This window comes from Zavarzinella formosa DSM 19928, from assembly GCF_000255705.1.
In the GTDB taxonomy this organism is placed as follows: domain Bacteria; phylum Planctomycetota; class Planctomycetia; order Gemmatales; family Gemmataceae; genus Zavarzinella; species Zavarzinella formosa.
Window position 1 is genome coordinate 142,135 of sequence record NZ_JH636440.1, and the last position, 23,906, is coordinate 166,040.

A 23,906-nucleotide genomic window follows, 5' to 3' on the forward strand; every position below is an offset into this window, starting at 1 on the left:
TCGGTTAAACCGGCTCTGGCCCGGCTGACGCGGAAACAGATGCTTGTAATCCCTCAGGGCGGCGAGCAGTTCCGTTTCGCGATGCCATCCCCGGCATTCGCCGATGACGGCCATGGCGATCAGTTCGGAGTCGGAACATTCCGGCTCGGGGCCGGTTCGTCGCAGCAAGGGAGCCAGCGGCCGGACAAAGTCGTCGACGAGGCAATAGACCCAAGTGCAGAAATCGGTGAAATCGGCTATCATGGCGAATGTCCTTTTCGTTGGGAATCAGGGATGCGACCGCTAATCTCATCCTAGAAAACCAGCGCTAAGGACTTCTTTTTCAGGCCACACAAGTATTCACTGCCGACGAACTAGCATAATGCCCCATTGGTCATTCAGTCATTGGTCATTCTCTCCTCCCTTGCCATGAAACTTCCCCCCCCCCTCTTGCCATCCGGCGGCTGGCTGCGGAAAATTATTCGTGTGGTCGTTTTCAGGTTCACCTTCCCGAGTCCGCACCTTCCGAACAATCTGTCGGCGACTGGCCCGGTCCCTTGGAACCACGGTTTGACATTCCAAGACGCGGTCCGACCACAGGTGGTATTGTCTCATGGAATTGGCCCGCAACCTCCGCAATGATCCCGTGATGCGGCTCGAACCGTCATCCCCGCGGATGGTGGATCGCGCAAGTACCGTGGCCGAGGCCGTTGCCCTCATGCGGCGAGAACACATCGGTTGTGTGCTGGTGTCCGAAAACGGAACCCTCGCCGGAATTTTCACGGAGCGCGACCTGATGGGCCGCGTGCTGGCCGTCGGCAAGAGCTTGGAAACGCCGATCAACGACGTGATGACCCCGCAACCGGAAACCGTCAACCCGCGTGACAGCGTGCGGGCGGCCGTGCGGCGAATGAAGTCCGGCGGGCACCGCCACCTGCCGGTTGTTGATGATGACAACCGGCCCGTTGGCATGGTATCCGCCAAGCGAATCGTCCGGTATCTGGTCGAACATTACCCGGCCGCCGTATATTGCCAACCCCCGGACCCGACGGCCCACCCCGCGTCGGCCGAGGGGGCTTGAACCACCCACCCGAAAAACCGCCCGTGTCCATATTCTCTCCCATTTGTGTTTGACTCAAGGAACTCTCAATGTCCGCGACCGCGACGCCGGATTCGGCGAGTCGGAAAGTGCAAGAAGTCGAGTCGATTACGATCCGGTTTGCCGGCGACTCGGGGGACGGCATGCAGCTCGCCGGAACCCAGTTTACCAACGTCTCGGCCGTTCTCGGGAACGACATTGCGACGTTCCCGGACTTCCCGGCCGAAATTCGGGCGCCCGCCGGAACCCTCGCCGGGGTATCCGGCTTTCAGGTTCACTTCGCCAGTTCGGATATTCACACGCCGGGCGACACGCTGAACTGTCTGGTCGTCATGAACCCGGCCGCCCTGAAGACCAACCTCCGGGACCTGGAACCGGGCGGCATCCTGATCGTCAACTCGGATTCCTTCGGGGCCAACGACCTGAAGAAAGCCAAATACACCGTCAACCCGCTGGAAGACGGCTCGCTCAAGGGTTACCGCGTTGTCCGGGTCGCCATCGACACCCTGAACCGCGAAGCCGTCAAAGAGTGCGGCCTGACGCCGAAAGACTCCGACCGTTGCAAGAACTTCTTCGCGCTCGGCCTCGTGTATTGGATGTTCGAGCGGCCGATGGACGGCACGCTGAAGTACATCAAGGACAAGTTCGGCAAGAAGATCGACGTGCTGGAAGCCAACACGCGGTCCCTCAAAGCCGGTTACAACTACGGGGACACGGTCGAGGTGATGCCGGTGCAATACCGGGTCGCCAAGGCCAAGATGACCCCCGGCGTTTACCGGAAGATCACCGGGAACGAGGCGATGGCGATGGGGCTGGTGACGGCCTCCACGCTGGCCGAGAAGCAACTGGTGTTCTCCGGTTACCCGATCACCCCGGCCTCGGACATTCTTCATCAACTGGCGGACATGAAGAACTTCGGCGTGAAAACGCTGCAAGCCGAGGATGAAATCGCGGCCGTCGGCATCGCCATCGGGGCGGCCTACGGCGGGGCCATCGGCATCACCGCCACCAGCGGGCCGGGCATCTGCCTCAAGGCCGAAGCCATTGGCTTGGCCGTGATGACCGAACTTCCCTTGGTCGTGATCGACGTTCAACGCGGCGGCCCCAGCACCGGCCTGCCGACCAAGACCGAACAGGCTGACTTGCTGCAAGCCATGTTCGGCCGCAACGGCGAATGCCCCGTGGCCATCGTCGCCCCGCGTTCGCCCGGCGACTGCTTCGACATGGCCTTCGAGGCCATCCGCATCGCCACCCAATTCATGGTGCCGACGTTCGTGCTGTCCGATGGCTACATCGCCAACGGGGCCGAACCGTGGCCGATCCCGGATCTTTCCAAACTGCCGTCGATCAAGGTCCAGCACCCGACCGGCCCGAACTCCTCCAACGGCCAGACGCACGAAAACGGCGCCGGCGAACCCGGCACGTTCCTCCCGTACAAGCGGAACGAACTGCTGGTGCGGCCGTGGGCCATCCCCGGCACCCCCGGCCTCGAACACCGCATCGGCGGCATCGAAAAGCAGGACGGCACCGGCAATGTCAACTACGACGGCCACAACCACGAACACATGGTGAAGACGCGGGCCCAAAAGGTCGCCAACATCGCCAAGACCATCCCCGACCTTGAAATCGAAGGAGATCAGGACGGCGACCTGTTGGTGATCGGCTGGGGCGGCACTTACGGCTCCATCGCCACCGCCGTCCAACGGGCCCGCCGCAAGGGTCTCAAGGTCGGCCAGGTGCATTTCCGCCACCTGAACCCTTTCCCGAAGAACACCGCCGAGGTGTTCAAGAAGTTCAAGAAGTTCCTCATCCCCGAACTGAACGCCGGTCAGTTGCTGCTCCTGTTGCGGGCTCAGTTCCTGATCCCGGCCCAAGGGTATAATAAAGTTCAGGGTCGGCCCTTCTTGGTGAGCGAACTGGAAGAGGCGATTGAGGGGATTTTGAAGTCGTAAAGACAACCTCACCCCCTAACCCCCTCTCCTAAAAGAGAGGGGGGACAAGACCGCCCGATGAAGACGGGAAGTTGTTGCAGTGATATTCGCCCTCTTGCTCCCCCTCTCCTAAAAGAGAGGGGGGACAAGACAAGCGGAAGATGGCTGGAAGCAATTGGCAAGCATTCCCTCCCTCTTGCTCCCCCTCTCTTTTAGGAGAGGGGGCCGGGGGGTGAGGTTAAACCTGAAACTCTCCCATAACTGAAAACATACTCATGGCTACCACTGCATTACCGACTCTCAAGCCCCAGGACTTCGCCAGCGATCAGGAAATTCGCTGGTGTCCGGGCTGCGGCGATTACTCCATCCTCGCCCAGATGAAGAAGGCCCTCAGCACGCTGAATTTTCCGCGTGAGAAGATGGCCTTCGTCTCCGGCATCGGCTGTTCCAGCCGGTTCCCGTATTACATGAATACATATGGGTTCCACACCATCCATGGGCGGGCGCCGACGTTCGCCACCGGGTTGAAGCTGGCCCAGCCGGAACTCATGGTGTGGGTCGTCACCGGCGACGGCGACGGCCTCTCCATCGGCGGCAATCACCTGATTCATGCTTTGCGCCGCAACATCGACATCAAGGTGTTGTTGTTCAACAACGAGATTTACGGTCTCACCAAGGGGCAGTACTCCCCGACCTCCCGCGTCGGCACCAAGTCCAAGACGACGCTGCAAGGCTCGGTGGATTCGCCGATCCGGCCGCTGTCGATGGCCATTGCCGCCGAGGCCACTTTCGTCGCCCGCACGATGGACCTTGACCCGAACCACCTGACGATGACCCTGCAACGGGCCGCCGCTCACAAGGGATCGGCCTTCGTCGAGATCTATCAGAACTGCAAGATCTTCAATGACGGCGTGTTTGAATACGTCACCGAAAAGACCACCAAGTCCGACAACGCCATGTTCCTTGAACACGGCAAGCCGATGATCTTCGGCAAGGACCGCAACAAGGGCATCCGCCTCAACGGGCTGACGCCGGAAGTGGTCACCATCGGCAAAGATTGCGCGTTGGATGATGTCGTTGTCCACGACGAAAACGTCGAAAACCCGACGATGGCCTACCTGCTGAGCCGCTTCATGTGCCCGGCCTTCCCGGAAGCCTTCGGCGTCGTGCGGAACGTGTCCAAGCCGAGCTACGACGAACTCCAAGCCAAGCAATCGGCCGACGCCCTCGCCAAGAAGGGCAAAGGCGATCTGATGAAGATGTTCAAGAATGATGATTTGTGGACGGTGGAATAAAGGCGGAGTTTTCAGTTTTCAGTGAAAACAAAGAGCCCCGCTGCGTAAGCGGCGGGGGTGGCTACCACACCATGGAAGCTACCCCCGCCGCTTACGCAGCGGGGCTCTTTGCTGTTGTCTTGAACATGCCGAAGGGCACACGGACTTTCCATTTCAGGCCAATTTCCCAACCAACGATCACCATCCCATACGGCAACATCCCCGCCAATCCCACGCCCATCAGCGTTGCCCACGTCGTCACTTGCGGGGCCAACAGCAGCCAAATCATTACCGGAATCACGCTTGCCATCAGCGGTTTCAGCCAGCTTCCCCAGAGATAGTCTCCCCACGATAATCCCATCGGGCGGCGGGCTTCGTGGATGGTCCACAGATTGATCAACACGTTTGGCAATACGATTCCCCACACCAGACCAATCAGGCCGAATGATTGGCACAAGACGATGCTCAGGGCGAGGTTGACGGCCGCTTCCAGCAGAGACATGCGAGCGAAGGTTTTGAGCCTTCCGGTGCCGTACAGAATGCGGGCGGCGACGGATTGGGCCATCGCCAGCGACAGGGGCAGGCTGAGGATCACGAGGGGGCGATAACAGGTTTCACCGTAAGCCGGGTCTTTCAGCCAGAGGTTGAGGAACACTTCCCCGAAGATCACAAAACCGGCTTGGATCGGCAGGATCAGATACAACACGAAGCGCGTGGCCTTCACGAACATGTCGCGGATTTGATCGTGTTTCCCGGCGGCTTCCAGCGAACTGACGGCCGGGGTCAAGGTGGTGATGGCGGTGCGCAAGAGGGATTTGGCCATCTCGACCAGCCGGCCGATGATGGCGAAGGCCGTCACCGAACCCATGCCGAGAAACGCGGCCACAATCAGCGTGCCGCTCTGCACCGTCACCCGCCCGGCGATCATGGCGAGGAACGCATTCGTGCCGTAGCCCCGGATTTCATGGAACGATTCCCGGTTGACATGCCGCCAGCGGAAGCGAATCTCCGGCAGAAATTTCCGGCACAGCACGGCGAAAATCGCGTGTTCCAACACGTTGCCGACGGTGATGACCAAGCCGACATCCAACAGCGTGCCGCTGGTTTCGAGGACCGCGATCAACACCCCCGTCCGGATTGTCAGCACGATCAACCGGACGACGCTCTTGGAGCCATAACGTTCCAACCCGTCGAGGATGGCCGGGAAGACGCTTAACGGCAGCGTGATCGCCAAGTTCCCGAGCATCAGCAGGCCGAAGGTCATCGCCTCCGTGCGGGGAACGCCGCTGGAAGCCATTCCCGCCACCGACCACGGGATGATCGCCCCGCCGACGAGCAAGGCTCCTCCGGCGAGAGCCGAAAAGAGAAACCACGTCGTGGAAAGCAACCCGCGCAACCGGTCGGCCTCGCCGGTTTGGTGGAACTTCGCCACATAGCGCACCACGCAGGCGGCAATGCCAAGGTCGAATAGTGTCAGATAAGCAAGCAATGATTCGACAAATGCCCACACGCCATAAGGACCGGCCCCGAGCCGCCGGATCATGTACGGGGTGAGGAAGAAACTCACCAGCAGCGTGGCGGCAAACGCCAGCCAATTGCTGACGGCACTGAGCATCAATCGTTTGCGAACGGGCGCGCCCATTAGTGGTCGCCCTCCTGGCGCAAGAGTTCTCGGGTGTTCATCACCCGACAGGATACCATGGAGGGTGTTTTTTCGGCCAGACGAGTTTCACTCGGGCTTGGAAATGGATTGCAACAGCGAATCGGCCATGTCCCCGAGGGTGTGGCAACTCCGGCCGCAGAGGGCCATTGGGGTGGGTTGCGGCCGTTTGTCGTGCCGCAGACTCATCAAGATGGGAATGGCTTCCCGGATATCCGATTTGGTGTTCGACAAGTCTTCGAGGCATTCCTCAATGATGCACGCGGATTCCGACGACCAATCATCGGTGTTGACGGGCTGGCTCGCGGCGATCCGAAGTTTTTCGATCACCCCGGCTGTTTGCTCCGGTGTCATGATTTGCCCGCCGTCAGAAGGGCGATATTCACCAGAAACATGAAAGCCGCCACGGTGGCGAACAGGGTCGCCAGCAACCAGCCTCCCACCTGCATTCGATCAATTTGCCGATAGATGGGCGTCGGCTCGTCTTTCGAGATCGGCCAGAAGACGGCCCAAATGCCTGTCGAGCATAGGGCGGCCTGTCGGCCGGCCTTGCGCCAGAACCTCCCGGCGAGGGCGAATTCCAGCCCGGCCCCTGCGACGCACCATCCCCAGCCGTATTGCTGGCCGAGGAAGTAGCCGCCGGCACCGATGGCCCCGACAACGATCAAACTCATGACCGTCGTGAAGATCGTGACGAACAAGACGAGGACGAAAATCACGGCGGCCCCGCCTGATGAGATTAATCCATCGTAAAGGTTCGTTGGTGATCTGTTGTCGAAGAGGTGAATTTGAGCGATATGTCAAATGCAATCCGGCTGACAAATTTTTGATAGAACCCGGAGATCTGCGAACGGTTTTCCACCTCGATCTCGCGGCCCTTCGGGAATTCGACGTTATAATCCGAGTGGAAGGCGGGGTCTCTCACGCTCTTGGAAAGATCGTAGGCGTTCACGGAAATCGCCGCCCGTCCCTGGAGCCACTGGCCCTGGCTGTTTGGCTTGTAGAGATCCATGTCGATAATCTCGACATCGACGACATAGTCTGCGGAAAAATTCTTGCCGATGTCGTAGGGGTGGGCTGACCGCCAGTTCGGATGTTCGGACTTGTATTCGTCGATCTTCGGCATCTTGAGAACCTGGACTTTTTCCTCGTTCTCCTTCAGCCGGGCGTCCAGCACTTGCATCAGTTCGACGTTCAGCTTGCGATCCGCGCCGGAAAGGTCCGAGGGCAGGCCGGGTTTGCTGGAAACCAGCACGACGACCTTGGCGTCCTCATGCTTTGGCTGCACTTTGAAGGGAAACTCGGCCAGGCTGCGCGCTTCCCGCCCGCCAAAGAGAATCTCGGGAATCAGGAAGGGATTGGTCCCGCACCCGAAATTGACGCTGCTGGCCAGCAGCCCGAGAACGATCGTTCGCCGCGAAATCCGTTTCGACATGGAACCTTCCCCCCGAAGGCTGCGGCCATCCTGACCGCAAGCCGTGAGCCATGAGCCAAACCCCAAATCCCCTGAACAAAGCCGGCCATCGACATTGGCCCAGCTGATGGCCTTTCGGCTCATCGCTCAAAGCTTGTCCCAAACAATCACCCCCACCCATCGCGTCAGCATCAAGACCACATAGACGCCCATGGCGAGAGGCACGAAAATCTCAAACCGTCTCACCCACAAGTACCGGCCCCGCAGGGAGCAATAAATGCTCCACGGAACCGACAGGGCAAGAACCGTGGCCAGCAGGGTGCCGACCCAGTTGGCCCGCAACGAGTTCCACACGTCCCCCCGGACAAGCATGGCAAAACTCGTCGTCATCCCGCAGGACGGGCAGGGAATTCCCACCACCTGCTTGAAGTTGCATGGCGGAAGCCCCAAACTCTCGTGGGAGGCCATCCGCATTGGTTCGCCGTCCGGCCCGTAGGGCCTCACCTGCGTCGCCACGTAAAACACCGTGGCGAACAGGGCCGCCATTAACAGGAGCAACCCGCGAACCCACCACGTCGGGCGTTCCTCCGATGGCTTGGGCGGCCGGGTGGCTGTTCGGATGGGCGGGGGCGGCGGTTGGTCATCCATCGTCTGTTCCGAGTGGGTCAGGGTGTAACGGTCTCTGTTCGGCGGGTCAAGATGGATATTTCGCATTCCCGGTTTTCATTGGAAATTCATGCCTCGTTGTCATCGATTCTCGGCAACGAGCGGGGACCGGGGGTTCTGGCCGTCTCCGGCGGCGCGGACAGTGTGGCGATGCGGCGGGCGTTCCGGGAACTTCCGTGGGCGGGGGGAATCTCCATTGCCCATTTTAACCACCAATTGCGTGAAAAGGAAAGCGACGCGGACGCGGCTTTCGTGAATCAACTCGCCGGGGAGCAGTTTTGCCATCACGGAACCGCCGACGTGCGGGCCATCGCGACCGCCACCGGCGAGAACCTGGAAGCCGCCGCCCGCCGGTTGCGATATGACTTCCTCGCCCAAGTAGCGAAGGAAAACAACGCCCGCTGGGTGGCGACCGCCCACACGGCCGACGATCAGGCCGAAACGGTCCTCCACCGCATGATTCGCGGCAGCGGCATTCGCGGCCTGCGCGGCATCGCCCCGGCCCGGCCGCTCGTGGAGGGTGTTCAACTGGTTCGCCCAATGCTCGGCCTCACACGGGCCGATGTGCTGGATTACCTCCGAACCACCGGCCAATCGTGGCGGGAAGACGCCACCAACCAAGATACCGCCTACACCCGCAACCGCATCCGGCACGAATTGCTTCCCCTGTTGAAGACGTTCAACCCTCACTTGAGCGAAGCCTTGGGCCGACTCGCTTCCCAAGCCCAAGAAGTTTATGCAGAAGTGGACCAACGAATCGGCGAATTGCTGTCCATCGTCGAACGGCCAAAAGCCGGCAGTTTGGTGATCCTCAGCCAGCCCCCGCTGGCCGGCCTCCCGGATCACGACCTGCGGGAACTGTTCCACCGGGTGTGGGAACGCGAAGGCTGGCCCCTCGGCGGCATGACCCGCGACCACTGGCAACGAGCCGCCGCCGTGGCCCACGGAGAAATGACCGCCACCGATATGCCGGACGGCATCAGTATCCGGGGAACCGGCCGCCTGATCCGCGTTGGCCCGAGGTGACACGATCCGTAAAATGCGATCAAAGACGAGCATTTCATGCTCAGGGTTTAGGAAGCAGGGTTTAGGGTCTAGGGTCTAGGGTTTAGCAGACAGGATTAGGAACATGTAAAATGTTCGCATAAACCCTAAACCCTAAACCCTGCTTCCCAAACCCTATCTCCCAAAAACCCTGCCGTTGCCCACGGACTGAGGATGTACATGATTCGGCGTGCGTTGTTGAGTGTTTCGGACAAGACCGGCCTCATGGATCTGGCCCGCGTGCTGGCGGGATTCAACGTGGAGTTGATCTCCACGGGGGGAACCCGCAAGGCGATTGCCGAGGCCGGGATTCCCGTGAAGGATATTTCCGAAGTCACCGGTTTTCCCGAGATGCTCGACGGCCGGGTGAAGACCTTGCACCCGAAGATCCACGGCGGCCTCCTCGCCCGGCGAGATTTGCCGGAACACATGGCGAAGATCGCCGAACACGACATCCATGCCATCGATTTGGTGGTTTGCAATCTCTATCCGTTCGAGCAAACGGTCGCCAAGCCGGGCGTCCACGATGAGGAAGTGATCGAGAACATCGACATCGGCGGGCCGTCCATGCTCCGCTCGGCCGCGAAAAACTTTGCCGCCGTCGCCGTGCTGACTTCGCCAAGCCAATACGCCGAAGTGATTGAAGAACTGCAAAAATCCGGCGGGACACTGACACTGGAAACCCGGCGGCGGCTGGCGAAGGAAGTGTTTGAACGCACCTCCGCTTATGATGCGGCCATCGCCAACTACTTCGGCAAGACCTCGGAAGAAAAAGAACTCCCCGCCCGCTTCAGCGTCACGCTGGCCCGCAAAAGCCCGCTGCGATACGGCGAGAACCCGCACCAACCGGCCGCATTCTACGCGGAGCAACCCCCGCGACCGGACACCGTCGCCGGAGCGGAAGTCCTGCACGGCAAGGAACTGAGCTTCAACAACCTGCTGGACCTCGACAGCGCTCTGAATCTCGTGAAGGAATTCACCGAGCCGGGGGCCGTGGTTGTCAAGCATAACAACCCGTGCGGCGCGGCCATCGCATCAACACTGGCTGATGCGTTTTTGAATGCCTACGCCGGCGACCCCACCAGTGCCTTCGGCGGCATCCTCGCTTTCAACCGCCCGGTGGACGCGGCGACGGCCGAAAAGCTGGCCGAGCCGGGCAAGTTCGTCGAGTGCATCATCGCCCCGGACTTCGACCCGGCCGCGTTTGAAATCCTCACCACCAAGCCAACGTGGAAGAAAAACGTCCGACTGCTCAAAACCGGCCCGTTCACGGTGGCGAGCGGCAAAGCTCTCGACTTCCGCCGGGTGGACGGCGGCTTGCTGGTGCAAGCCCGCGATGCCGGGGCCGATGATCCCTCGAAGTGGGTCGTGAAGACGAAGCGCCAGCCGACGACCGCCGAGCTGGAAGCCCTCTGGTTCGCCTGGCGGGTGTGCAAGCATGTGAAGAGCAATGCGATTGTGCTGGCAAACGGCTCAATGGTTGTCGGTGTCGGCGCCGGGCAAATGAGCCGGGTGGACTCGACGCAAATCTCGATCCGCAAAGCCGGGGAGCGAGTCAAAGGGGCCGTGCTGGCCTCTGATGCGTTCTTCCCCTTCCGGGACAACGTGGACTCGGCCGCCGAAGCCGGTGTGGTGGCGTTCGTTCAACCCGGCGGCTCGCAACGGGATGCCGAATCCATCGCTGCCTGCGACGAACGCGGCCTGACAATGCTCTTCACCGGCGTGCGGCACTTCCGGCACTGATGATTCAGCCGCCAGTCACGCCTTGGCGGCCGAAGTCGTCAACTCGGTTAGCAATTTGGTCAGGTCATCCAGGCTGACCGGCTTGACCAAATGCCCGTCGCATCCGGCCGCTTTGGAACGGGCTTTGTCCCCGTCCTGTCCCCATCCCGTCAGGGCGATCACGGTGACATCGCGCCCCCAAGAATGTTCGCGGATTCGGCGGGTGGCATCGTACCCGTTCAGCCTCGGCATCCCCACATCCATGAGGATGATCTGGGGCCGAAACTCCCCGGCCTTTTCCACCGCCTCGATTCCATCGTGTGCGGCGGTCACGTCGTTGCCGAGAAGTTGAAGCATCATGGCCATCGACTCGGCCGAATCCCGGTTGTCGTCCACCACCAGAATTCGCCGGTTGGGGGCAACCTCCGGGCTGTTTCTCCCGGCTTGGGGACTGTCGGTCGGCAAACCGGCGGCGACGGGCAGACGGATCGTGAACTCGCTTCCCTGCCCCGGCCCCTCGCTGGCCGCCGTCGCGGTCCCTCCGTGCATCTCGACCAGCCCGTGAACGAGCGCCAGACCGATGCCGAGACCGCCGGTGGAGCGCTCGATGCTCCGGTCCACTTGGGAAAACATGTCGAAGATTTTGGGCAGGGCCTCCGGGGGGATGCCGATGCCGGTGTCACGCACGCTGATCTTCACCTGGCCGCCATCGCGTTCGGCCGTCAGTCGGATTCGGCCTCCCGCCGGGGTGTATTTGGCGCTGTTGGTCAGCAGGTTGCCGAACACTTGGGCCAGCCGGGTCAGGTCCGCATCTAGCATCACCGGCCCGGCCGGCAGGGACACCTCTAATTCATGGCCCGCTTTCTCGATGGCCGGGCGGGCGGTCTCAATCGCGTTTTCCACGGCTTCGGCCAAGGAAATCCGGGCAAGACGAAGCTCCATTTTGCCGCGATTGATCCGGGAGATGTCGAGCAAGTCGTCGATCAGACGGACCATGTGCCCGAGTTGCCGCTCCATGATATTCTGCGATTGTTCCCGCACCGCCCGCGTGTCCGCGTAGCGGATCACCTGCAGGCCATTGCGAATCGGGGCGAGCGGGTTCCGCAGTTCATGGGCCAGCAGAGCGAGGAAATCATCCTTCTTCCGGTCGGCGTCCCGCAGGGCGTCCTCGTCTCGCCGCCGGTCGGTCATGTCGAGGGACACGCCGGTCATGCGGGCGGGGGTGCCGTCCGGGCGATAGGTCGCCCGTCCCCGCACCATCACCCAATGAACCGCCCCGTCCGGCCAGATGTTTCGGTACTCGGCATCGTAGTCCGTGCGATTGTCGATTGCCCGCCGGACGGCCTCCCCGACCCGTTCGCGGTCATCCGGGTGCATCGCGTCAAACAGGTCTTGGTAAGAAAACGCTTCTTGTGCCGGGCGGCCGAAATTTTCTTTGCATCGGGGCGAACATTCCATTTGCCCCGTGGCCAGATCGAGAGTCCACGATCCCAGCCGACCGGCCGACAGGGCGAATTGAAGCCGTTCTTCCTGATCCCGGAGAATCGCCGCCTGACGCGCATGTTGAAGAAGGTGATCGCGGACCTCATACTGGCGCCGGCGTGACCGAAGGGCCGACTTCACCATGCTCAGGAGAGACCGGATGCGGATTGGCCGTTCCACCAACGAGATGTTCATGGTCTCGCGGTTGACCTCCGGCCGGTTCTCTGTTCCTTCTCGCGCCAGGACGACGAGGGGAAAATCGGACCACGGAGGTTGCGCGAGAATCGCGTCGGCCATGCGGCCCGCGCGGTCAGCGGTCAGAGCTTCCTCGGTGAGCAGGGCGACGGCGGCCCCCTCGGTCATTCGTCGGCACAAGTCCGCCATGTCCGCGCACACATCGCATTCCAGCCCGGCCGTGGCGAGGGCCGCGCGGGTCCGCTCACCGTCGCGCACGGTGGGCATCAACACAAGAACTCGCTGATCGTGCAAAGTCGCCGGTGTCACGAAGCGGACGCTCCTTCCGCTTTGGGTTGTTCCCGGATTGGCGACGTGAGTCCTTCGTACTGGGGCACCCCCGTCATCACTCCCCGGAACTCCCGGAGCGGTTCGCCGATGGTCACCCCCTTTGACGAGATGGTCATCTGCCGCAAGGTCCGCTCATGCTCGCCGGTACGCTTCTTGAACACACTGATCGCTTGCTTAATCTCCCCGCGCGCCTCAAAGTAGCGGAACAGAAGGACTGTGTCGGCCAGATAGCTGACATCCACATCCCCGGCCATCCCGCCGCCCCCCACGATCATGCCATGCTGGGCCACGACCATCAACGTGGTGACCCCCTTTTGGTTCAGATAACTGAACAGTTCGTGCAGGTGAGTGGTGAGGAACCGCTCCTCCGGCATGGCATTCAGGTATCCGTTCAGGCTGTCGATCACAATGACCTTGGCCCCGGCTTCCACGGCCCGGCGAACCTCGTGGGCGAAGGCGCCGGGCGTCATCTCGGCGGGGTCCACTTGCTGGGCGTGAAGCATGCCTTCGGTCATAAATGCCCGCAAGCCGCCTTCCTTGCCCAGACAGAGTTTCTCGACTCGTTCGACCAAGGTGTCCAGCACCTCGTCGAACATGTACACCGCCACCTTGTCGCCTGCCTGCATCGCCGTCACGCAGAATTGCATGGTGATCGTCGATTTGCCCACGCCCGCCGGCCCGAGCATCAGGGTTGTCGAGCCAGTGGTCAGGCCCCCGAAAAGCATGGTGTCGAGATTCGCCAAGCCGGAGGGTCTGAGTTTGCGAACAAACTTTTCATGGTGTTCGGCGGCGACGAGCCGGGGATGGACCACAACCCCGCCTTGGATGATCTCGTAATCGTGGAACCCTTCCCGGAAGTTCGACCCCCGAACCTTGGTCACATACATCCGGCGCCGGGCCCGGCCGTATTGTGGCAGGGTTCGCTCCAGCACAATGTTCCCGCCGACGAGGCTTTCGGGAAGCACGCTTCCGAACGGCGAGGAGCGATCATCCAGCAGGAGGACGGTGGCGTGCCGGGCGGCGAAGAACTCCTTGAGGGCCAGCAATTGCCGCCGGTAAATGAGGGGGTTGCCGGCGAGCAGCCGCATTTCGGACAAGCCGTCGAAAACAACGTGTTTGGGCTTGGCCTTGTCCACGGCCGCGAAGATGGCCTTGGTCGTCTCCCCGAGTTCGGTTTCGGAGGGATGGAAGACGGAGGATTCCGGCTCCCCCGACAGATTGGCGGCCGAGAGCGTCAGGTCGCAGATTTCGATGCCGTCCAGCGACCATCCATGCGAGGCGCAGGCGTTTTCCAAGTCACGCCGGGATTCGGTGAGGGTGATGTACAGACTGGATTCCCCGGCCGCGAGCCGACCGAGGACATATTGGAGGGCAACGGTTGTCTTCCCCGATCCGGGGTCGCCTTGCACCAGATAGAACCCCTCGGAGACAAAGCCGCCGAGAAGGACATAGTCGAGGCCGGGAACCCCGGTCGGAATCCGTTCGTCGGAGCGGGGGTTCATGTGATCTTTCTGTCGGTTGGCCGGAGCGTCCATCTGTCGAAAGGCCAGCCAACTCAGCACGAGTGGCGGGCGAACTTCCAAAACAGGTCACCCAAAGCGATTGTAGCCATCAATCATTGGGAGAACCAACGAAGGACATCGATCAATTATTGCTTGTTTGGCCCAATAATTCCCGGCAAAAACCGTGCCAATGCTTGGAAAAAGAAGCGTAGCACGGATGATCTTGCCCGTGTCCGTCGAAGCCGCCGAGCTTGGTAACGCCTTCGTATCGGCCAAGACGCCCGCTCTCCCTTGCTCGTAGGATGATGGACGGTCACGCATGACTCGTCGCCAATCAATCCCGAAACGGGGGTTTCACGGTGAAAATTTCAGCCATCGCGGTCCGGGCGGGCACCCTGACCAGCTCCATCCTGCTGATCGCGGGATACATTTCCTTCCGGCTCGGGGCGTTCGACCGGTCTTCCCCGCCGCCTGTTTTCGACGAGGAAGCGATCATCATCAGTCCGGCGGGGGAGGTGGCGCCGGATTTCGACATCCGCATGTATAGTTCCAAATCCATGTCACTGGTGCCGCCCGCCAAACCAATCGTCATCTGGGGAGGCGGGGATCAAGGCATTCACATGGCCGGTTCCAAATCCATGCCCTTGATGAAGCAATCCAAATTGTGGGGCATTCTGTTCATGGAACCGGCGGCGAAACCGCAAGCGGCCGAAACCCCGAAATAACCCATCCGGGGAATCCATCATGGAATTGCTTTCGTTGATTGTGCTGACCGGCCTGAGTTTTGTGTTTCTGGCCTTGGTGTTTCGCCCGCTGGAGTTGGTGTTCCCGGCGAAGCCCGGTCAGCGGTTCTTTCGGCCAGACTGGTTCACGGATCTCTGCTTCTTCGCCGGGCAGTATCTCCTTTGGGGCAGCCTGACTCTTTGGGTTCTGTCGCTGTTCAATCGCTGGCTGGGTGATGTGGTCCCGGCGAATTTTCGGCAAACGGTCGCCTCACAACCGTGGTGGTTGCAAGCCCTTGAAGTGGTGTTGCTCAGCGACGCGTTGATTTACTGGGGCCATCGCCTTCAACATCGCGTCGGCTTTTTGTGGCGTTTCCACTCGGTCCATCACAGTGCCGAGCATCTCGACTGGCTGGCCGCCCACCGCGAACATCCGCTCGACACGATCTACACCCTCGGCCTCATCAACCTGCCGGCGATGCTCCTCGGCTTCCCGCTGGAGACCATCGCGGGCCTGATCCTCTTCCGGGGCATCTGGGCGATTTACATTCACTCCAACGTCCGGCTTCCCCTTGGCCCGCTCAAGATGGTCATCGGCGCCCCGCAACTGCATCACTGGCATCACGACCGTGAGCGCGACGCCGGGAACTACGCCAACATCTCGCCCTTGATGGATCTCCTGTTTGGAACGTATCGCTGCCCCGATCACGAACCCGAACATTTCGGCCTGCGGGAACCTGTTCGGCGAACTTATCCGGGGCATTTGGTGCGGCCACTGTTGCCGTAAGCGCCTTGGCGCCCCTTACTTCTCTTCCTTCTTTTCTTTGGCCCTTTCCTTTTCCAGATATTCACGAAATCCGCTCATCTGATACGAGACGAACATGAACGCATGGTGCAGGGCTTGGTAGGTTTCGTCCTCGGGGTCGTCGGCGTAGTCCTTGCGGAGGGCGTACAGGCGGGCAAGCAGTTGGTCGGCGTTCAACATGATTGATGTTCCGGGTGAGAGTTCAGGAAATCCATTCCAACAGGCCGTCATTCATTTCGGCCCGTTTCGGGAAGGTGGCGGCCAAGTCGGCACTGTGCGTCACGACGATCAGGATGGTCTTCATGGCGTGGTGCAGGGCCATCAGCAGTTCGCCGACATCGCGGGCGGTCTTGCGGTCAAGGTTGCCAGTCGGTTCGTCGGCGAGCAATAGTGGCGGCTTCAAGATCAACGCACGGGCGATGGCCACCCGCTGGCGTTCCCCGCCGGAGAGTTCGGCCGGGCGATGGTCGAGGCGATTCGCCAAGCCGACTTGTTCCAGTAGTTTCTTGGCAGCCTGCTCCGTCTCGGCACGATCCAAGCCGGCCGTCACCAATGTGGGAACCAGCACGTTTTCCAGAACCGTGCATTGCGGCAGCAGATGATGATCTTGAAACACGAAGCCGATCTTGCGGTTACGGAAAGCGGCCAATTCCGTCTCGCGGAGTTGGAAGGGATTGACGCCATCAAGCGTCACCGTGCCGGACGTGGGTTGGTCGAGGGTGCCGATGATCTGGAGCAGCGTGCTTTTCCCGGAACCGGACGGCCCCATCACGGCGACAGACTCCCCGGCGTTCATCGACAGGGCCACTCCCCGCAGGACGTTCAGGGTTCCCCCGCGGGTCGGGAAACTTCGGGTCAGTTGATCGACGACGAGTGACATTCCATTCCTTCGCAACGGAAAACCGAAGACACAGAAATTCACCAAAGCATAAACGAATCAGCAGACTGTCATGCCTTTGTGACTTTTGATTTCTTCGCTTTGCTTCTGATCTGTTTTCAACTTTGTGAAGCTTTGTGTGATCTTTGCGTCTTTGTGGTTAATCTTCTTTTTCTCACTCATCTCTCAAGCGTGCCAAGTGAGGGCGCACACGCCCAGCCCATAAAAGGTGTATTCCACATCGACCTGTGTGTCCCAAAGTCCGCCGCGAAAGCCGCCGGTCGGTGATTCGACGGACTCGGCATATTCCCGCAGGGCCACCAAATCGAGCCGGTCGAGGGCGCCGAGTTCGTTCAGGGTCCATGCCCCGGTGAAACTGGACAACAGATCGGCGGTGGGGATGCGATCATTCGCCCGGATGCCTCCCTCGAAGTCTGATTTCAGAGCCGGGAGATACCCACTCACGCCGAGTTTGGTGGTGTCATCCAGTGTCCCCAATATTTGAAACGTGCCGACGGCCGCCGCCGTGGGATTGGTCCCGGCTCGTTTCATTTGGGGGATTTCCACGAAGCCGCCATCGCGATATCGGGAGTGTAGAAACGCAGTCGTCTTCTCGGGTTGTGGGATGGTTTTGTTCAAAAGTTCCAACGCCAAAGCAACCAAAAAGGTTGTGTACGTGCTGCCGGAGGAGCCGCCGGGAACCTTGGTGTAGCCACCGTCCGCGTGTCGGTAGGTTTCGAGCGTCTCGGCCACCCGGTCTGGCCAATCAGTCGGGGCTTGTGTTAGTATGTCCGGCCCGCCGCCGAGGCGAACCAGGAAAATGCTGACCAGCAGGGAAAAGAAATCGACCACGCCGGTTGATTTGGCGAGTTGACTGCGGAGGAAAGCGGCCGCTTTATCGGCGATTTCCGGGGTCAGCCCCTGAAGGACGGCGAGGGACCGCAGGGCGAACCCGGTGTAATAGAGATCAGAGCCCCCCTCGCGGCCGGAAAAGCCGCCATCGGGGTTCTGTTGCTCCAATAGCCAGCTTAAATGCCGCTGGCGAACAATCATCGGAACGGCTTCGAGTCGTTCGACAAGTTCCCCGGTCAGTCGTTGCAAGTAGCTTTCCGTGGCAGGACTCCCCGACGAGGGCAAATATTCAGAAAGATTTCACGATATACCTGACAAGTTCTGTCGTCTTACAGGTGTTTTTCCACCCGACCAGTCCGAGGTTCCGATGCGACCTTCCAAACCCGGCCAGCCTCCGGCCATTCCGCTCAAACTGACCGTGGTGGCTTTCACGTTTCTGCTGCTCAGCGGGGGCTTGATTATTTGGGGCAACATCCCGGAATCTGCGGAAACCCCCAAATTGCTGGAGCCTCACTTGGTGACAAAGTCACATGAGGTGCTTGTCCCCCAGCCCGATTCCAATTCAATCGGGACGAGCCATTCCCGATTTGGCGGCCATCCGATCACGGCCTTGCATTCATTCAGTTACGGGGAGGAAAACGGCCTGAAAATCGTGCGAATCCGTCTGGTGGCCGACGGAGATGAATTGGTGCTGGATGCCGTGACCGGCCGACTCCTCGAAAGCCGGCCCGCCCGCCCGCAGGTCAAAGTGCCAACGGCCCCGACGGTTCCGCTGCGACCCGCGAGGAACCTGAACACGACGTCGGGGATGGGCTGACAAGAGAGGGATGAAGGATGAGGGATGAGGGATGAAAGGAAAACCAAAGACCATTAGTCTTTGGTTTTCCTTTCATCCCTCATCCCTCATCCTTCATCCCTTCTTTATTTGGCTGCCACCAGTTTCTTGATCTTGATCTTGTCGGCGTTGGCTTTCAAAAATTCGTTCGTCGCTTCTTCCCATTGCTTGTTGAAATCCGGGGCCGGGGCGCCGGGGACGGGTTGCTTGAAGACCGGTTGCTTGAAGCCAAGCTTTTCCGGTTGCAGGAAGTTCCACAAGACGGAGCGGGAGGGTTTCGTGTAATCGTTCCCCTCGGGTGTCCACGGAAGTTCCGCGACCGCATCCACCAGCAACTTGTTTTCCTCGGCCGGAAGGTCTTCCTCAACCACCTTGCCATTGATCGGCCGGCCACGGTAACGGGTCAGGATGGATTGGGCCGCCAACGCCCGGTCGGCCTTGTCTTTTGATTTCAGGGCCAGAATCGGATCGTCGATGGCCCCGGCGATCTTCTTGATCGTTTCCAGTTCCTTGGCGTAATTGTCATCCTTTTTCAGCAGCGGGGCACCGTTGTTGACGGCGACATAGAAGTCCCCGTCGTGATGCGGCGTGAGCAGAAACACCCCTTCCATCCCGGCCGTCAACGCAACCGGGCCGAACCCCGGACGAATGGGCCGTCGCGCGATGGCGATTTGCGGTTGTTGGTTGTTGTTGAGGACCGGGGCGGCGGGGACGGCGGCCTCGGCTTGGAAACCGATGCGGATTTGCGTCAGGCCGCGGGCGCCGATCAGCGGATCTTCGATCTTCAACACGGCGATTTTATAGGCGACTTTTTGTTCCTTCGGGGCGCCCTTGTATGGGGTGGCCTCGACGGTGTCCTTTTCAATTTCCGAGATTTTGCCGAGAACGATCACCTCGGCCTGAACAGCTTGCATCGCCGGTTTGGGGGGCAGGGCGACGCGAAGCGCCTTGGCCTCGGCCTGGCCCACATGGCTCAACGCGACGACCGTGAGGGCAGCCACGGACCAGCGAAGAAAATAACGTTTCATGATCTGTTGAAACTCCGGCATGACATGGCGACGGACTTAAAGATAACATTTTAGACGGGATTGGGGATTGAGCGGATTGCTCTGGAAAAGAGATTCGGGCGGACATCCGCAGGCAAAAGCCCCGGATGCCCGCCCGGAAACGTCGCAAGTTATCTGCCCGCAACGAGTTTCTTGATTTTGATCTTGTCCGCGTTGGCCTTCAAGAATCTGCCGGTCGCTTCCTCCCACAACTTGTTGTAATCCGGGGCCGGGGCACCGGGGGCGGGTTGGTTGATGACGGGCGGCTGGAATCCGAGTTGTTCCGTTTGCAGGAAATGCCACACGGAAGAACGAGAAGGCTTTGCTTGATCGGTTTCCTCGGGGTTCCACGGCATTTCCGCGACCGCCTGAATCAACAACTTGTTTTCCTCGGCCGGAATGTCCGTTTCGACTGCCTTGCCATTAACCGGCCGACCCCGGTAACGGGCGAGGAGAGTCATGGCGGCGAGAGATCGTTCGGATTTGTCCTTCGATTTCAGGGCCGTGATCGGGTCGTCGATGGCCCCGGCGATCTTTTTGATCGTTTCCAATTCTTTGGCGTAGTTCGCGTCCGATTTCAGGAGAGGAATACCCCGCTGACCGGCCACGTGGAAATCCCCGGCATGATGCGGCGAGATCATGAAAACGCCCTCCATGTCGGCCGTCAGGGCGAAGGGCGCCGGGGCATCGGAGAGAAAGCCGACGCGGAGTTGCGTCAGGCCGGTCGCCCCCGCCAGCGGATTTTCAATCTTGATGATGGCGATTTTGAATGACACTCGCTGGTCCGGCGCGGCCCCTTTGAACGGGGCGACTTCGATCGTGTCGTCCTCGATTTCGACGACCTTGCCGAGAACAATCACCTCGGCATGAACAGCCTGCGTCGCCGGCAATGGCGGCCGGGCATCGACCACTTTCCGGGCTTGGGCCGAAGAACTCATCGCCATCGCCAGAAGACCGGCGGCACACCAACGAAGACATCGTTTCATGATTGGAACTCTTTGAATGAAACCGGCACGGATGCAAACGGCGGGAATCACTTCCCGGCCACAATCTTTTTGATCTTGATCTTGTCGGCGTTGGCTTTCAGAAATTTGGTCGTCGCCTCTTCAAATTGTTTGTTCACGGCGTCCGGCGGGTCGCCCACGGTGGGTATTTTCATGACTGGCGGTTGGAATCCGAGTTTGTCCGTTTGAAGCAAATGCCACACGGACGAACGGGAGGGCTTCGTGAAATCGGTTTCCTGGGGATTCCACGGCATTTCTGCGATGGCCTGAATCAACAACTTGCTTTCTTCGGCGGGGATATCTGCTTCGACCATCCGGCCGTTGGTCGCCCGGTTCCGATCCCGGTAGCGGGTGAGGAGAGTAAAAGCGACCAGCGACCGCTCGGCTTTATCTTTCGATTTCAAGGCCGTCACCGGGTCGTCGATGGCGCCGGCAATCTTTTTGACCGTTTCCACTTCTTTGGCGAAAGCTTCGTCTGATTTCAGCAGGGGAAGGCCGTTCTCGGCGGCCACGTGGAAGTCGCCGCTGTAATGGGGGGAAAGCATGAAAGCCCCCTCCATCCCGGCGGTCAGCGCGGCGGGCGGCGGGGCGTCCGAACGAAAGCCGACGCGAAGTTGCGTGAGGCCGACTGCCCCTGCCAGCGGGGTTTCAATCTTGATGATGGCGATTTTGAACGACACACGTTCTTCCGGCGCGGCCCCTTTGTACGGCGATATTTCCACGGTGTCGTTTTCCACTTCAACGACTTTGCCGAGAACAATCACCTCGGCTTGAACCGCTTGCTTCGCCGGGGACAGCGGCTTGGCTTTGACCACTACCAAGGCTTGAGCCGCCGAACCCACGGCGGCCAGCACAAGAATGGCCGCCACCCAACGAAGACATCGTTTCATGATTTGGAATCTCCCGCATGGAATGATGCTGACTTCGACAGCAACGGCACACTGTGAGGCAAGCAATCACTTCCCGGCCACCAACTTCTTGATTTTGATCTTGCCCGCGTTTTCGCTCAAAAAGGTTTTGGTCGCTTCTTCCCATTGCTTGTTGAACTCAGCTTGGTTCTTGCTGTTGAACACTGGCGGCACGAAGCCGAGTTCTTCCGTATGCAGGTATTTCCAAAGTCCCGAGCGGGAGGGCTTCGAGTTGTCACTTCCTTCGGGAGTCCACGGCAGTTCGGCGATGACCTGAAGGATTAATTTGTTTTCTTCGGGAGAGATGTCCTCATCCGTCACCTTGGCGGATAACGGGCGGGTCTGGTGGCGGATCAGAAGGGTCTGCGCGGCCATCGCCCGGTCGTCTTTGTTCTTTGATTTCAGGGCCGTGACCGGATCGTCGATGGCGGCGGCGATTTTCTTGACCGCTTCCGAGTCCTTGGCGTAATTCAAATCCTTTTTGAGCAGCGGATCGCCGTTGATGACGATGACATAGAAGTCCCCCGTCTGGTGCGGCACAAGCATAAACAAGCCGTCCATCTCGGCCGTAAGGGCGACACTCCCGGCCATGTTTCCGCGACGCACTCCGACGGCCGTTCGCGGCAACGCCGGGTCCACATGAGCCGGGGAATCCGCGAGAAAGCCAACGCGGAGTTGGGTGAGGCCGCGGGCGCCGACCAGCGGGTCTTCGATTTTCAGGACGGCAATCTTGTAGGCGACGTTCTGTTCCTTGCCGGCCCCCCGATACGGCGCGACCCAAACGGTGTCTTTCTCGATCTCGGCCACTTTGCCGAGAACAATCACCCCGGCTTGCATGGCTTGCGTGACCGGCTTGGTCGGTACCGGAACCGCGATGATCCGGTCCGCCCGCCCCACTTGTGCCAACACGACCAAGGCGACGACCGCCACCCGGCAATAAAGACGATGGCTCATGATTTTGAAACCCCGGCATGAAAGGCCAACGGACTTGGAGATGACTTGTTTGACGAGCGAGACGGCAAACCAGATTGTCCGGGAGAGGAAATTCATCTCCAGACGCGCCAAGAGCGTTGGCCACCAGAGGATGAATTTTGTCATCTTCCGGTGGCAACGCTCTTGGCGCGTCAAATCACTGAATCAGCGGAAAACCGGCATCAGCCGGCGGCGCCAAAGAAGTTGGTCTTGCCGACGACCGGAATCGGGCTGACCGGCAGGGCCGATTGCAGGGTGAGGTTCTTCGGGAAGGTGTCTTCCGTGGCGCTCTTCATCACCTTGTCCCATTCGAGCGTCTTGCCGGAGTAGGTGGTCATCCGGCCCAGGATGGCCGTCATGGTGCTGGTGGCCACGTTTTCCAGTTCGTTGAGCGGCTTGCCGGCCCGGATGCTCTTGATGAGGTCGATGTGTTCTTGCACATACGGGGCGTTGTCGTTCTTGCCTTCCAGCAAGTACTTGTTGTTGATGACATAGCCGCCGACGTTGCACTTGCCCTTGGTGCCGACCACTGACTCGGAGATATTGTTGGCGCATCCCTCGATTTGGCGGCAATAGCTTTGCACGATCACGCCGTTCGGGTATTCAAATTCGACGGCGAAGTGGTCGAAGATGTGGCCGACTTCGGCCGCCGGGCCGACCTTGCGGTTGCTGCGGCCCCCCATGCCGGTCGCCTTGATCGGGTGGGTGCCCAAGACCCAGTTAATCACGTCCAGATTGTGGACGTGTTGTTCGACGATGTGGTCGCCGCAAAGCCAGTTGAAGTGATACCAGTTGTTCAGTTGGTATTCGGCATCGGTCATGCCCGGCCGGCGGTCGCGGAACCAGATGCCGTTGCCGTTCCAGTAAGCGCGGGCCGAGGTGATTTCACCGATGGCGCCGTCGTGCAGTTGCTTGATCGTTTCGAGGTAGCCGGTTTGGTGGCGGCGTTGCGTGCCGGCGACGACGGCAAGGTTCTTTTCTTTCGCCTTGGCCACCAGGCCCAGCACTTTGCGGATGCCGGTCACATCGACGGCCACCGGCTTTTCGGTGAAGATGTGCTTGCCGGCGTTGATGGCGGCTTCCAAGTGATACGGCCGGAAGCCGGGGGGCGTGGCAAGGATCACGAGTTCGGCATCGCTCTTCAACACTTTTTCAAAAGCGTCGAGACCGTGGAACGCGGTTTCTTCGGTGGCGGTCACTCGCTTGGGGTCTTTGCGCTTCAACCCGGCGAGGGCGCCTTTCACGTTGCCTTCAAACGCATCGCCGAGGGCGACAATCTGCACGTTCGGATCGGCTTCGAGGATGTTCTGGGCGGCGCCGGTTCCCCGGCCCCCGCACCCGATCAGGCCGACTTTCATGGCCTGACTGCCTTGGGCATGAACGCCGCCCGCCGTCATGGAAACCAAAGCGCCGGCGGCCACCGCCCCGGACACCACAAAATCGCGTCGATTCAGTTCGGACATGGAGAGATACCTCAAGAGAGTCAATGATTGGGAAAAAGGCAAAAGAAAAGTACTAACCACAAAGGCACAAAGATCACACAAAGATTCGCAAAGTGAAAACCATTCGTCTTTTCTTCTCTGTGAA

Annotated in this window: 23 protein-coding genes and 1 pseudogene; 8 read left to right on the plus strand and 16 right to left on the minus strand. The window is 60.1% G+C overall.

Annotation, left to right across the window (positions count from 1 at the left end):
• Positions 1-243: pseudogene (locus BGIM_RS64790) on the minus strand (IS982 family transposase); the annotation flags it as partial.
• Positions 244-592: 349 nt separating this feature from the next.
• On the opposite strand from BGIM_RS64790, the gene BGIM_RS0111190 reads away from it, so the two are divergent.
• The 3 genes from BGIM_RS0111190 (at position 593) to BGIM_RS0111200 (ending at position 4,304) form a co-directional block, all read left to right on the plus strand.
• Entirely contained in the window at positions 593-1,060 is a 468-nt protein-coding gene (locus tag BGIM_RS0111190; RefSeq protein ID WP_020469867.1) for a CBS domain-containing protein, read from the plus strand.
• 68 nt (positions 1,061-1,128) lie between these two features.
• A complete protein-coding gene (locus tag BGIM_RS0111195; protein ID WP_020469868.1) occupies positions 1,129-3,030 on the plus strand; it encodes a 2-oxoacid:acceptor oxidoreductase subunit alpha in 1,902 nt (633 codons plus the stop codon).
• Between the two features lie 254 nt (positions 3,031-3,284).
• Positions 3,285-4,304 (plus strand): 2-oxoacid:ferredoxin oxidoreductase subunit beta, encoded by a 1,020-nt coding sequence (locus tag BGIM_RS0111200; protein WP_020469869.1) that lies wholly within the window; start codon positions 3,285-3,287, stop codon positions 4,302-4,304.
• Positions 4,305-4,395: 91 nt separating this feature from the next.
• Here the strand turns inward: BGIM_RS0111200 and BGIM_RS0111205 are convergent, their stop codons facing one another.
• From BGIM_RS0111205 to BGIM_RS57315, 5 genes are all read right to left on the minus strand, one after another.
• Complete coding sequence (locus tag BGIM_RS0111205; protein ID WP_020469870.1) at positions 4,396-5,925, minus strand: lipopolysaccharide biosynthesis protein; 1,530 nt, start codon at positions 5,923-5,925, stop codon at positions 4,396-4,398.
• Between the two features lie 87 nt (positions 5,926-6,012).
• Entirely contained in the window at positions 6,013-6,297 is a 285-nt protein-coding gene (locus tag BGIM_RS0111210) for a hypothetical protein (protein ID WP_020469871.1), read from the minus strand.
• Positions 6,294-6,662 carry a hypothetical protein gene (locus BGIM_RS0111215; RefSeq protein ID WP_020469872.1) on the minus strand — a complete coding sequence of 123 codons (369 nt, stop codon included), beginning with the start codon at positions 6,660-6,662 and terminating at the stop codon, positions 6,294-6,296. The genes BGIM_RS0111210 and BGIM_RS0111215 overlap by 4 nt, the downstream gene beginning before the upstream one ends.
• A 20-nt stretch (positions 6,663-6,682) precedes the next feature.
• A complete protein-coding gene (locus BGIM_RS0111220) occupies positions 6,683-7,378 on the minus strand; it encodes a hypothetical protein (protein ID WP_157368888.1) in 696 nt (231 codons plus the stop codon).
• Between the two features lie 126 nt (positions 7,379-7,504).
• Positions 7,505-8,071, minus strand: coding sequence for a DUF2752 domain-containing protein (locus tag BGIM_RS57315; protein ID WP_020469874.1), 567 nt, complete (start codon positions 8,069-8,071; stop codon positions 7,505-7,507).
• Between BGIM_RS57315 and tilS the strand changes: the two genes are divergently transcribed.
• Together tilS and purH are read left to right on the plus strand one after the other, a co-directional pair.
• Positions 8,057-9,049, plus strand: coding sequence for a tRNA lysidine(34) synthetase TilS (gene tilS, locus BGIM_RS49890; protein ID WP_084759824.1), 993 nt, complete (start codon positions 8,057-8,059; stop codon positions 9,047-9,049). The two genes, BGIM_RS57315 and tilS, sit on opposite strands and share 15 nt — an antisense overlap.
• Positions 9,050-9,241: 192 nt before the next feature.
• Positions 9,242-10,810, plus strand: coding sequence for a bifunctional phosphoribosylaminoimidazolecarboxamide formyltransferase/IMP cyclohydrolase (gene purH, locus BGIM_RS0111235; protein WP_020469876.1), 1,569 nt, complete (start codon positions 9,242-9,244; stop codon positions 10,808-10,810).
• A gap of 15 nt (positions 10,811-10,825) precedes the next feature.
• Here purH and BGIM_RS49895 read toward each other — a convergent pair whose 3' ends face one another.
• Positions 10,826-12,775, minus strand: coding sequence for an ATP-binding response regulator (locus BGIM_RS49895; protein ID WP_020469877.1), 1,950 nt, complete (start codon positions 12,773-12,775; stop codon positions 10,826-10,828).
• Entirely contained in the window at positions 12,772-14,298 is a 1,527-nt protein-coding gene (locus BGIM_RS0111245) for an ATPase domain-containing protein (protein ID WP_040889003.1), read from the minus strand. Before BGIM_RS0111245 ends, BGIM_RS49895 begins: the two co-directional genes overlap by 4 nt.
• Positions 14,299-14,657: 359 nt before the next feature.
• Here BGIM_RS0111245 and BGIM_RS0111250 point away from each other — a divergent pair, with 359 nt between their 5' ends.
• Together BGIM_RS0111250 and BGIM_RS0111255 are read left to right on the plus strand one after the other, a co-directional pair.
• On the plus strand, positions 14,658-15,023 hold the full coding sequence (locus BGIM_RS0111250; protein ID WP_020469879.1) for a hypothetical protein: 366 nt from the start codon (positions 14,658-14,660) through the stop codon (positions 15,021-15,023).
• 19 nt (positions 15,024-15,042) lie between these two features.
• Positions 15,043-15,807: a sterol desaturase family protein gene (locus BGIM_RS0111255; protein ID WP_020469880.1), complete on the plus strand. Its 765-nt coding sequence runs from the start codon at positions 15,043-15,045 to the stop codon at positions 15,805-15,807.
• Between the two features lie 15 nt (positions 15,808-15,822).
• Here BGIM_RS0111255 and BGIM_RS0111260 read toward each other — a convergent pair whose 3' ends face one another.
• The 3 genes from BGIM_RS0111260 to BGIM_RS0111275 form a co-directional block, all read right to left on the minus strand.
• Positions 15,823-16,005 (minus strand): hypothetical protein, encoded by a 183-nt coding sequence (locus BGIM_RS0111260; RefSeq protein WP_020469881.1) that lies wholly within the window; start codon positions 16,003-16,005, stop codon positions 15,823-15,825.
• 22 nt (positions 16,006-16,027) lie between these two features.
• A complete protein-coding gene (locus tag BGIM_RS0111265; protein ID WP_020469882.1) occupies positions 16,028-16,705 on the minus strand; it encodes an ABC transporter ATP-binding protein in 678 nt (225 codons plus the stop codon).
• A gap of 183 nt (positions 16,706-16,888) precedes the next feature.
• Positions 16,889-17,803: a prenyltransferase/squalene oxidase repeat-containing protein gene (locus BGIM_RS0111275; protein ID WP_020469884.1), complete on the minus strand. Its 915-nt coding sequence runs from the start codon at positions 17,801-17,803 to the stop codon at positions 16,889-16,891.
• A gap of 118 nt (positions 17,804-17,921) precedes the next feature.
• Between BGIM_RS0111275 and BGIM_RS0111280 the strand changes: the two genes are divergently transcribed.
• Positions 17,922-18,371 carry a hypothetical protein gene (locus tag BGIM_RS0111280; RefSeq protein WP_020469885.1) on the plus strand — a complete coding sequence of 150 codons (450 nt, stop codon included), beginning with the start codon at positions 17,922-17,924 and terminating at the stop codon, positions 18,369-18,371.
• Positions 18,372-18,475: 104 nt separating this feature from the next.
• Here BGIM_RS0111280 and BGIM_RS0111285 read toward each other — a convergent pair whose 3' ends face one another.
• From BGIM_RS0111285 to BGIM_RS0111305, 5 genes are all read right to left on the minus strand, one after another.
• A complete protein-coding gene (locus BGIM_RS0111285) occupies positions 18,476-19,417 on the minus strand; it encodes a hypothetical protein (protein ID WP_157368890.1) in 942 nt (313 codons plus the stop codon).
• Between the two features lie 149 nt (positions 19,418-19,566).
• Positions 19,567-20,421 (minus strand): hypothetical protein, encoded by an 855-nt coding sequence (locus BGIM_RS0111290; protein WP_029629946.1) that lies wholly within the window; start codon positions 20,419-20,421, stop codon positions 19,567-19,569.
• Positions 20,422-20,468: 47 nt separating this feature from the next.
• Complete coding sequence (locus BGIM_RS0111295) at positions 20,469-21,329, minus strand: hypothetical protein (RefSeq protein WP_020469888.1); 861 nt, start codon at positions 21,327-21,329, stop codon at positions 20,469-20,471.
• Positions 21,330-21,395: 66 nt separating this feature from the next.
• Entirely contained in the window at positions 21,396-22,301 is a 906-nt protein-coding gene (locus BGIM_RS0111300; protein WP_157368892.1) for a hypothetical protein, read from the minus strand.
• A 200-nt stretch (positions 22,302-22,501) separates the two neighbouring features.
• Positions 22,502-23,782, minus strand: a complete 1,281-nt coding sequence (locus BGIM_RS0111305; RefSeq protein WP_020469890.1) for a Gfo/Idh/MocA family protein — start codon at positions 23,780-23,782, stop codon at positions 22,502-22,504.
• Between the last annotated feature and the right edge of the window lie 124 nt (positions 23,783-23,906).

Coding starts and splice junctions, on each gene's coding strand:
- BGIM_RS0111260 (WP_020469881.1), bottom strand. CDS start 16,005: ATGTTGAACGCCGACCAACTGCTTGCCCGCCTGTACGCCCTCCGCAAG.
- BGIM_RS0111305 (WP_020469890.1), bottom strand. CDS start 23,782: ATGTCCGAACTGAATCGACGCGATTTTGTGGTGTCCGGGGCGGTGGCC.
- tilS (WP_084759824.1), top strand. CDS start 8,057: ATGGATATTTCGCATTCCCGGTTTTCATTGGAAATTCATGCCTCGTTG.
- BGIM_RS57315 (WP_020469874.1), bottom strand. CDS start 8,071: ATGCGAAATATCCATCTTGACCCGCCGAACAGAGACCGTTACACCCTG.
- BGIM_RS0111210 (WP_020469871.1), bottom strand. CDS start 6,297: ATGACACCGGAGCAAACAGCCGGGGTGATCGAAAAACTTCGGATCGCC.
- BGIM_RS0111220 (WP_157368888.1), bottom strand. CDS start 7,378: ATGTCGAAACGGATTTCGCGGCGAACGATCGTTCTCGGGCTGCTGGCC.
- BGIM_RS0111195 (WP_020469868.1), top strand. CDS start 1,129: ATGTCCGCGACCGCGACGCCGGATTCGGCGAGTCGGAAAGTGCAAGAA.
- purH (WP_020469876.1), top strand. CDS start 9,242: ATGTACATGATTCGGCGTGCGTTGTTGAGTGTTTCGGACAAGACCGGC.
- BGIM_RS0111300 (WP_157368892.1), bottom strand. CDS start 22,301: ATGAGCCATCGTCTTTATTGCCGGGTGGCGGTCGTCGCCTTGGTCGTG.
- BGIM_RS0111255 (WP_020469880.1), top strand. CDS start 15,043: ATGGAATTGCTTTCGTTGATTGTGCTGACCGGCCTGAGTTTTGTGTTT.
- BGIM_RS0111205 (WP_020469870.1), bottom strand. CDS start 5,925: ATGGGCGCGCCCGTTCGCAAACGATTGATGCTCAGTGCCGTCAGCAAT.
- BGIM_RS0111200 (WP_020469869.1), top strand. CDS start 3,285: ATGGCTACCACTGCATTACCGACTCTCAAGCCCCAGGACTTCGCCAGC.
- BGIM_RS0111290 (WP_029629946.1), bottom strand. CDS start 20,421: ATGAAACGATGTCTTCGTTGGTGTGCCGCCGGTCTTCTGGCGATGGCG.
- BGIM_RS0111245 (WP_040889003.1), bottom strand. CDS start 14,298: ATGAACCCCCGCTCCGACGAACGGATTCCGACCGGGGTTCCCGGCCTC.
- BGIM_RS0111265 (WP_020469882.1), bottom strand. CDS start 16,705: ATGTCACTCGTCGTCGATCAACTGACCCGAAGTTTCCCGACCCGCGGG.
- BGIM_RS0111280 (WP_020469885.1), top strand. CDS start 17,922: ATGCGACCTTCCAAACCCGGCCAGCCTCCGGCCATTCCGCTCAAACTG.
- BGIM_RS0111285 (WP_157368890.1), bottom strand. CDS start 19,417: ATGAAACGTTATTTTCTTCGCTGGTCCGTGGCTGCCCTCACGGTCGTC.
- BGIM_RS0111295 (WP_020469888.1), bottom strand. CDS start 21,329: ATGAAACGATGTCTTCGTTGGGTGGCGGCCATTCTTGTGCTGGCCGCC.
- BGIM_RS0111190 (WP_020469867.1), top strand. CDS start 593: ATGGAATTGGCCCGCAACCTCCGCAATGATCCCGTGATGCGGCTCGAA.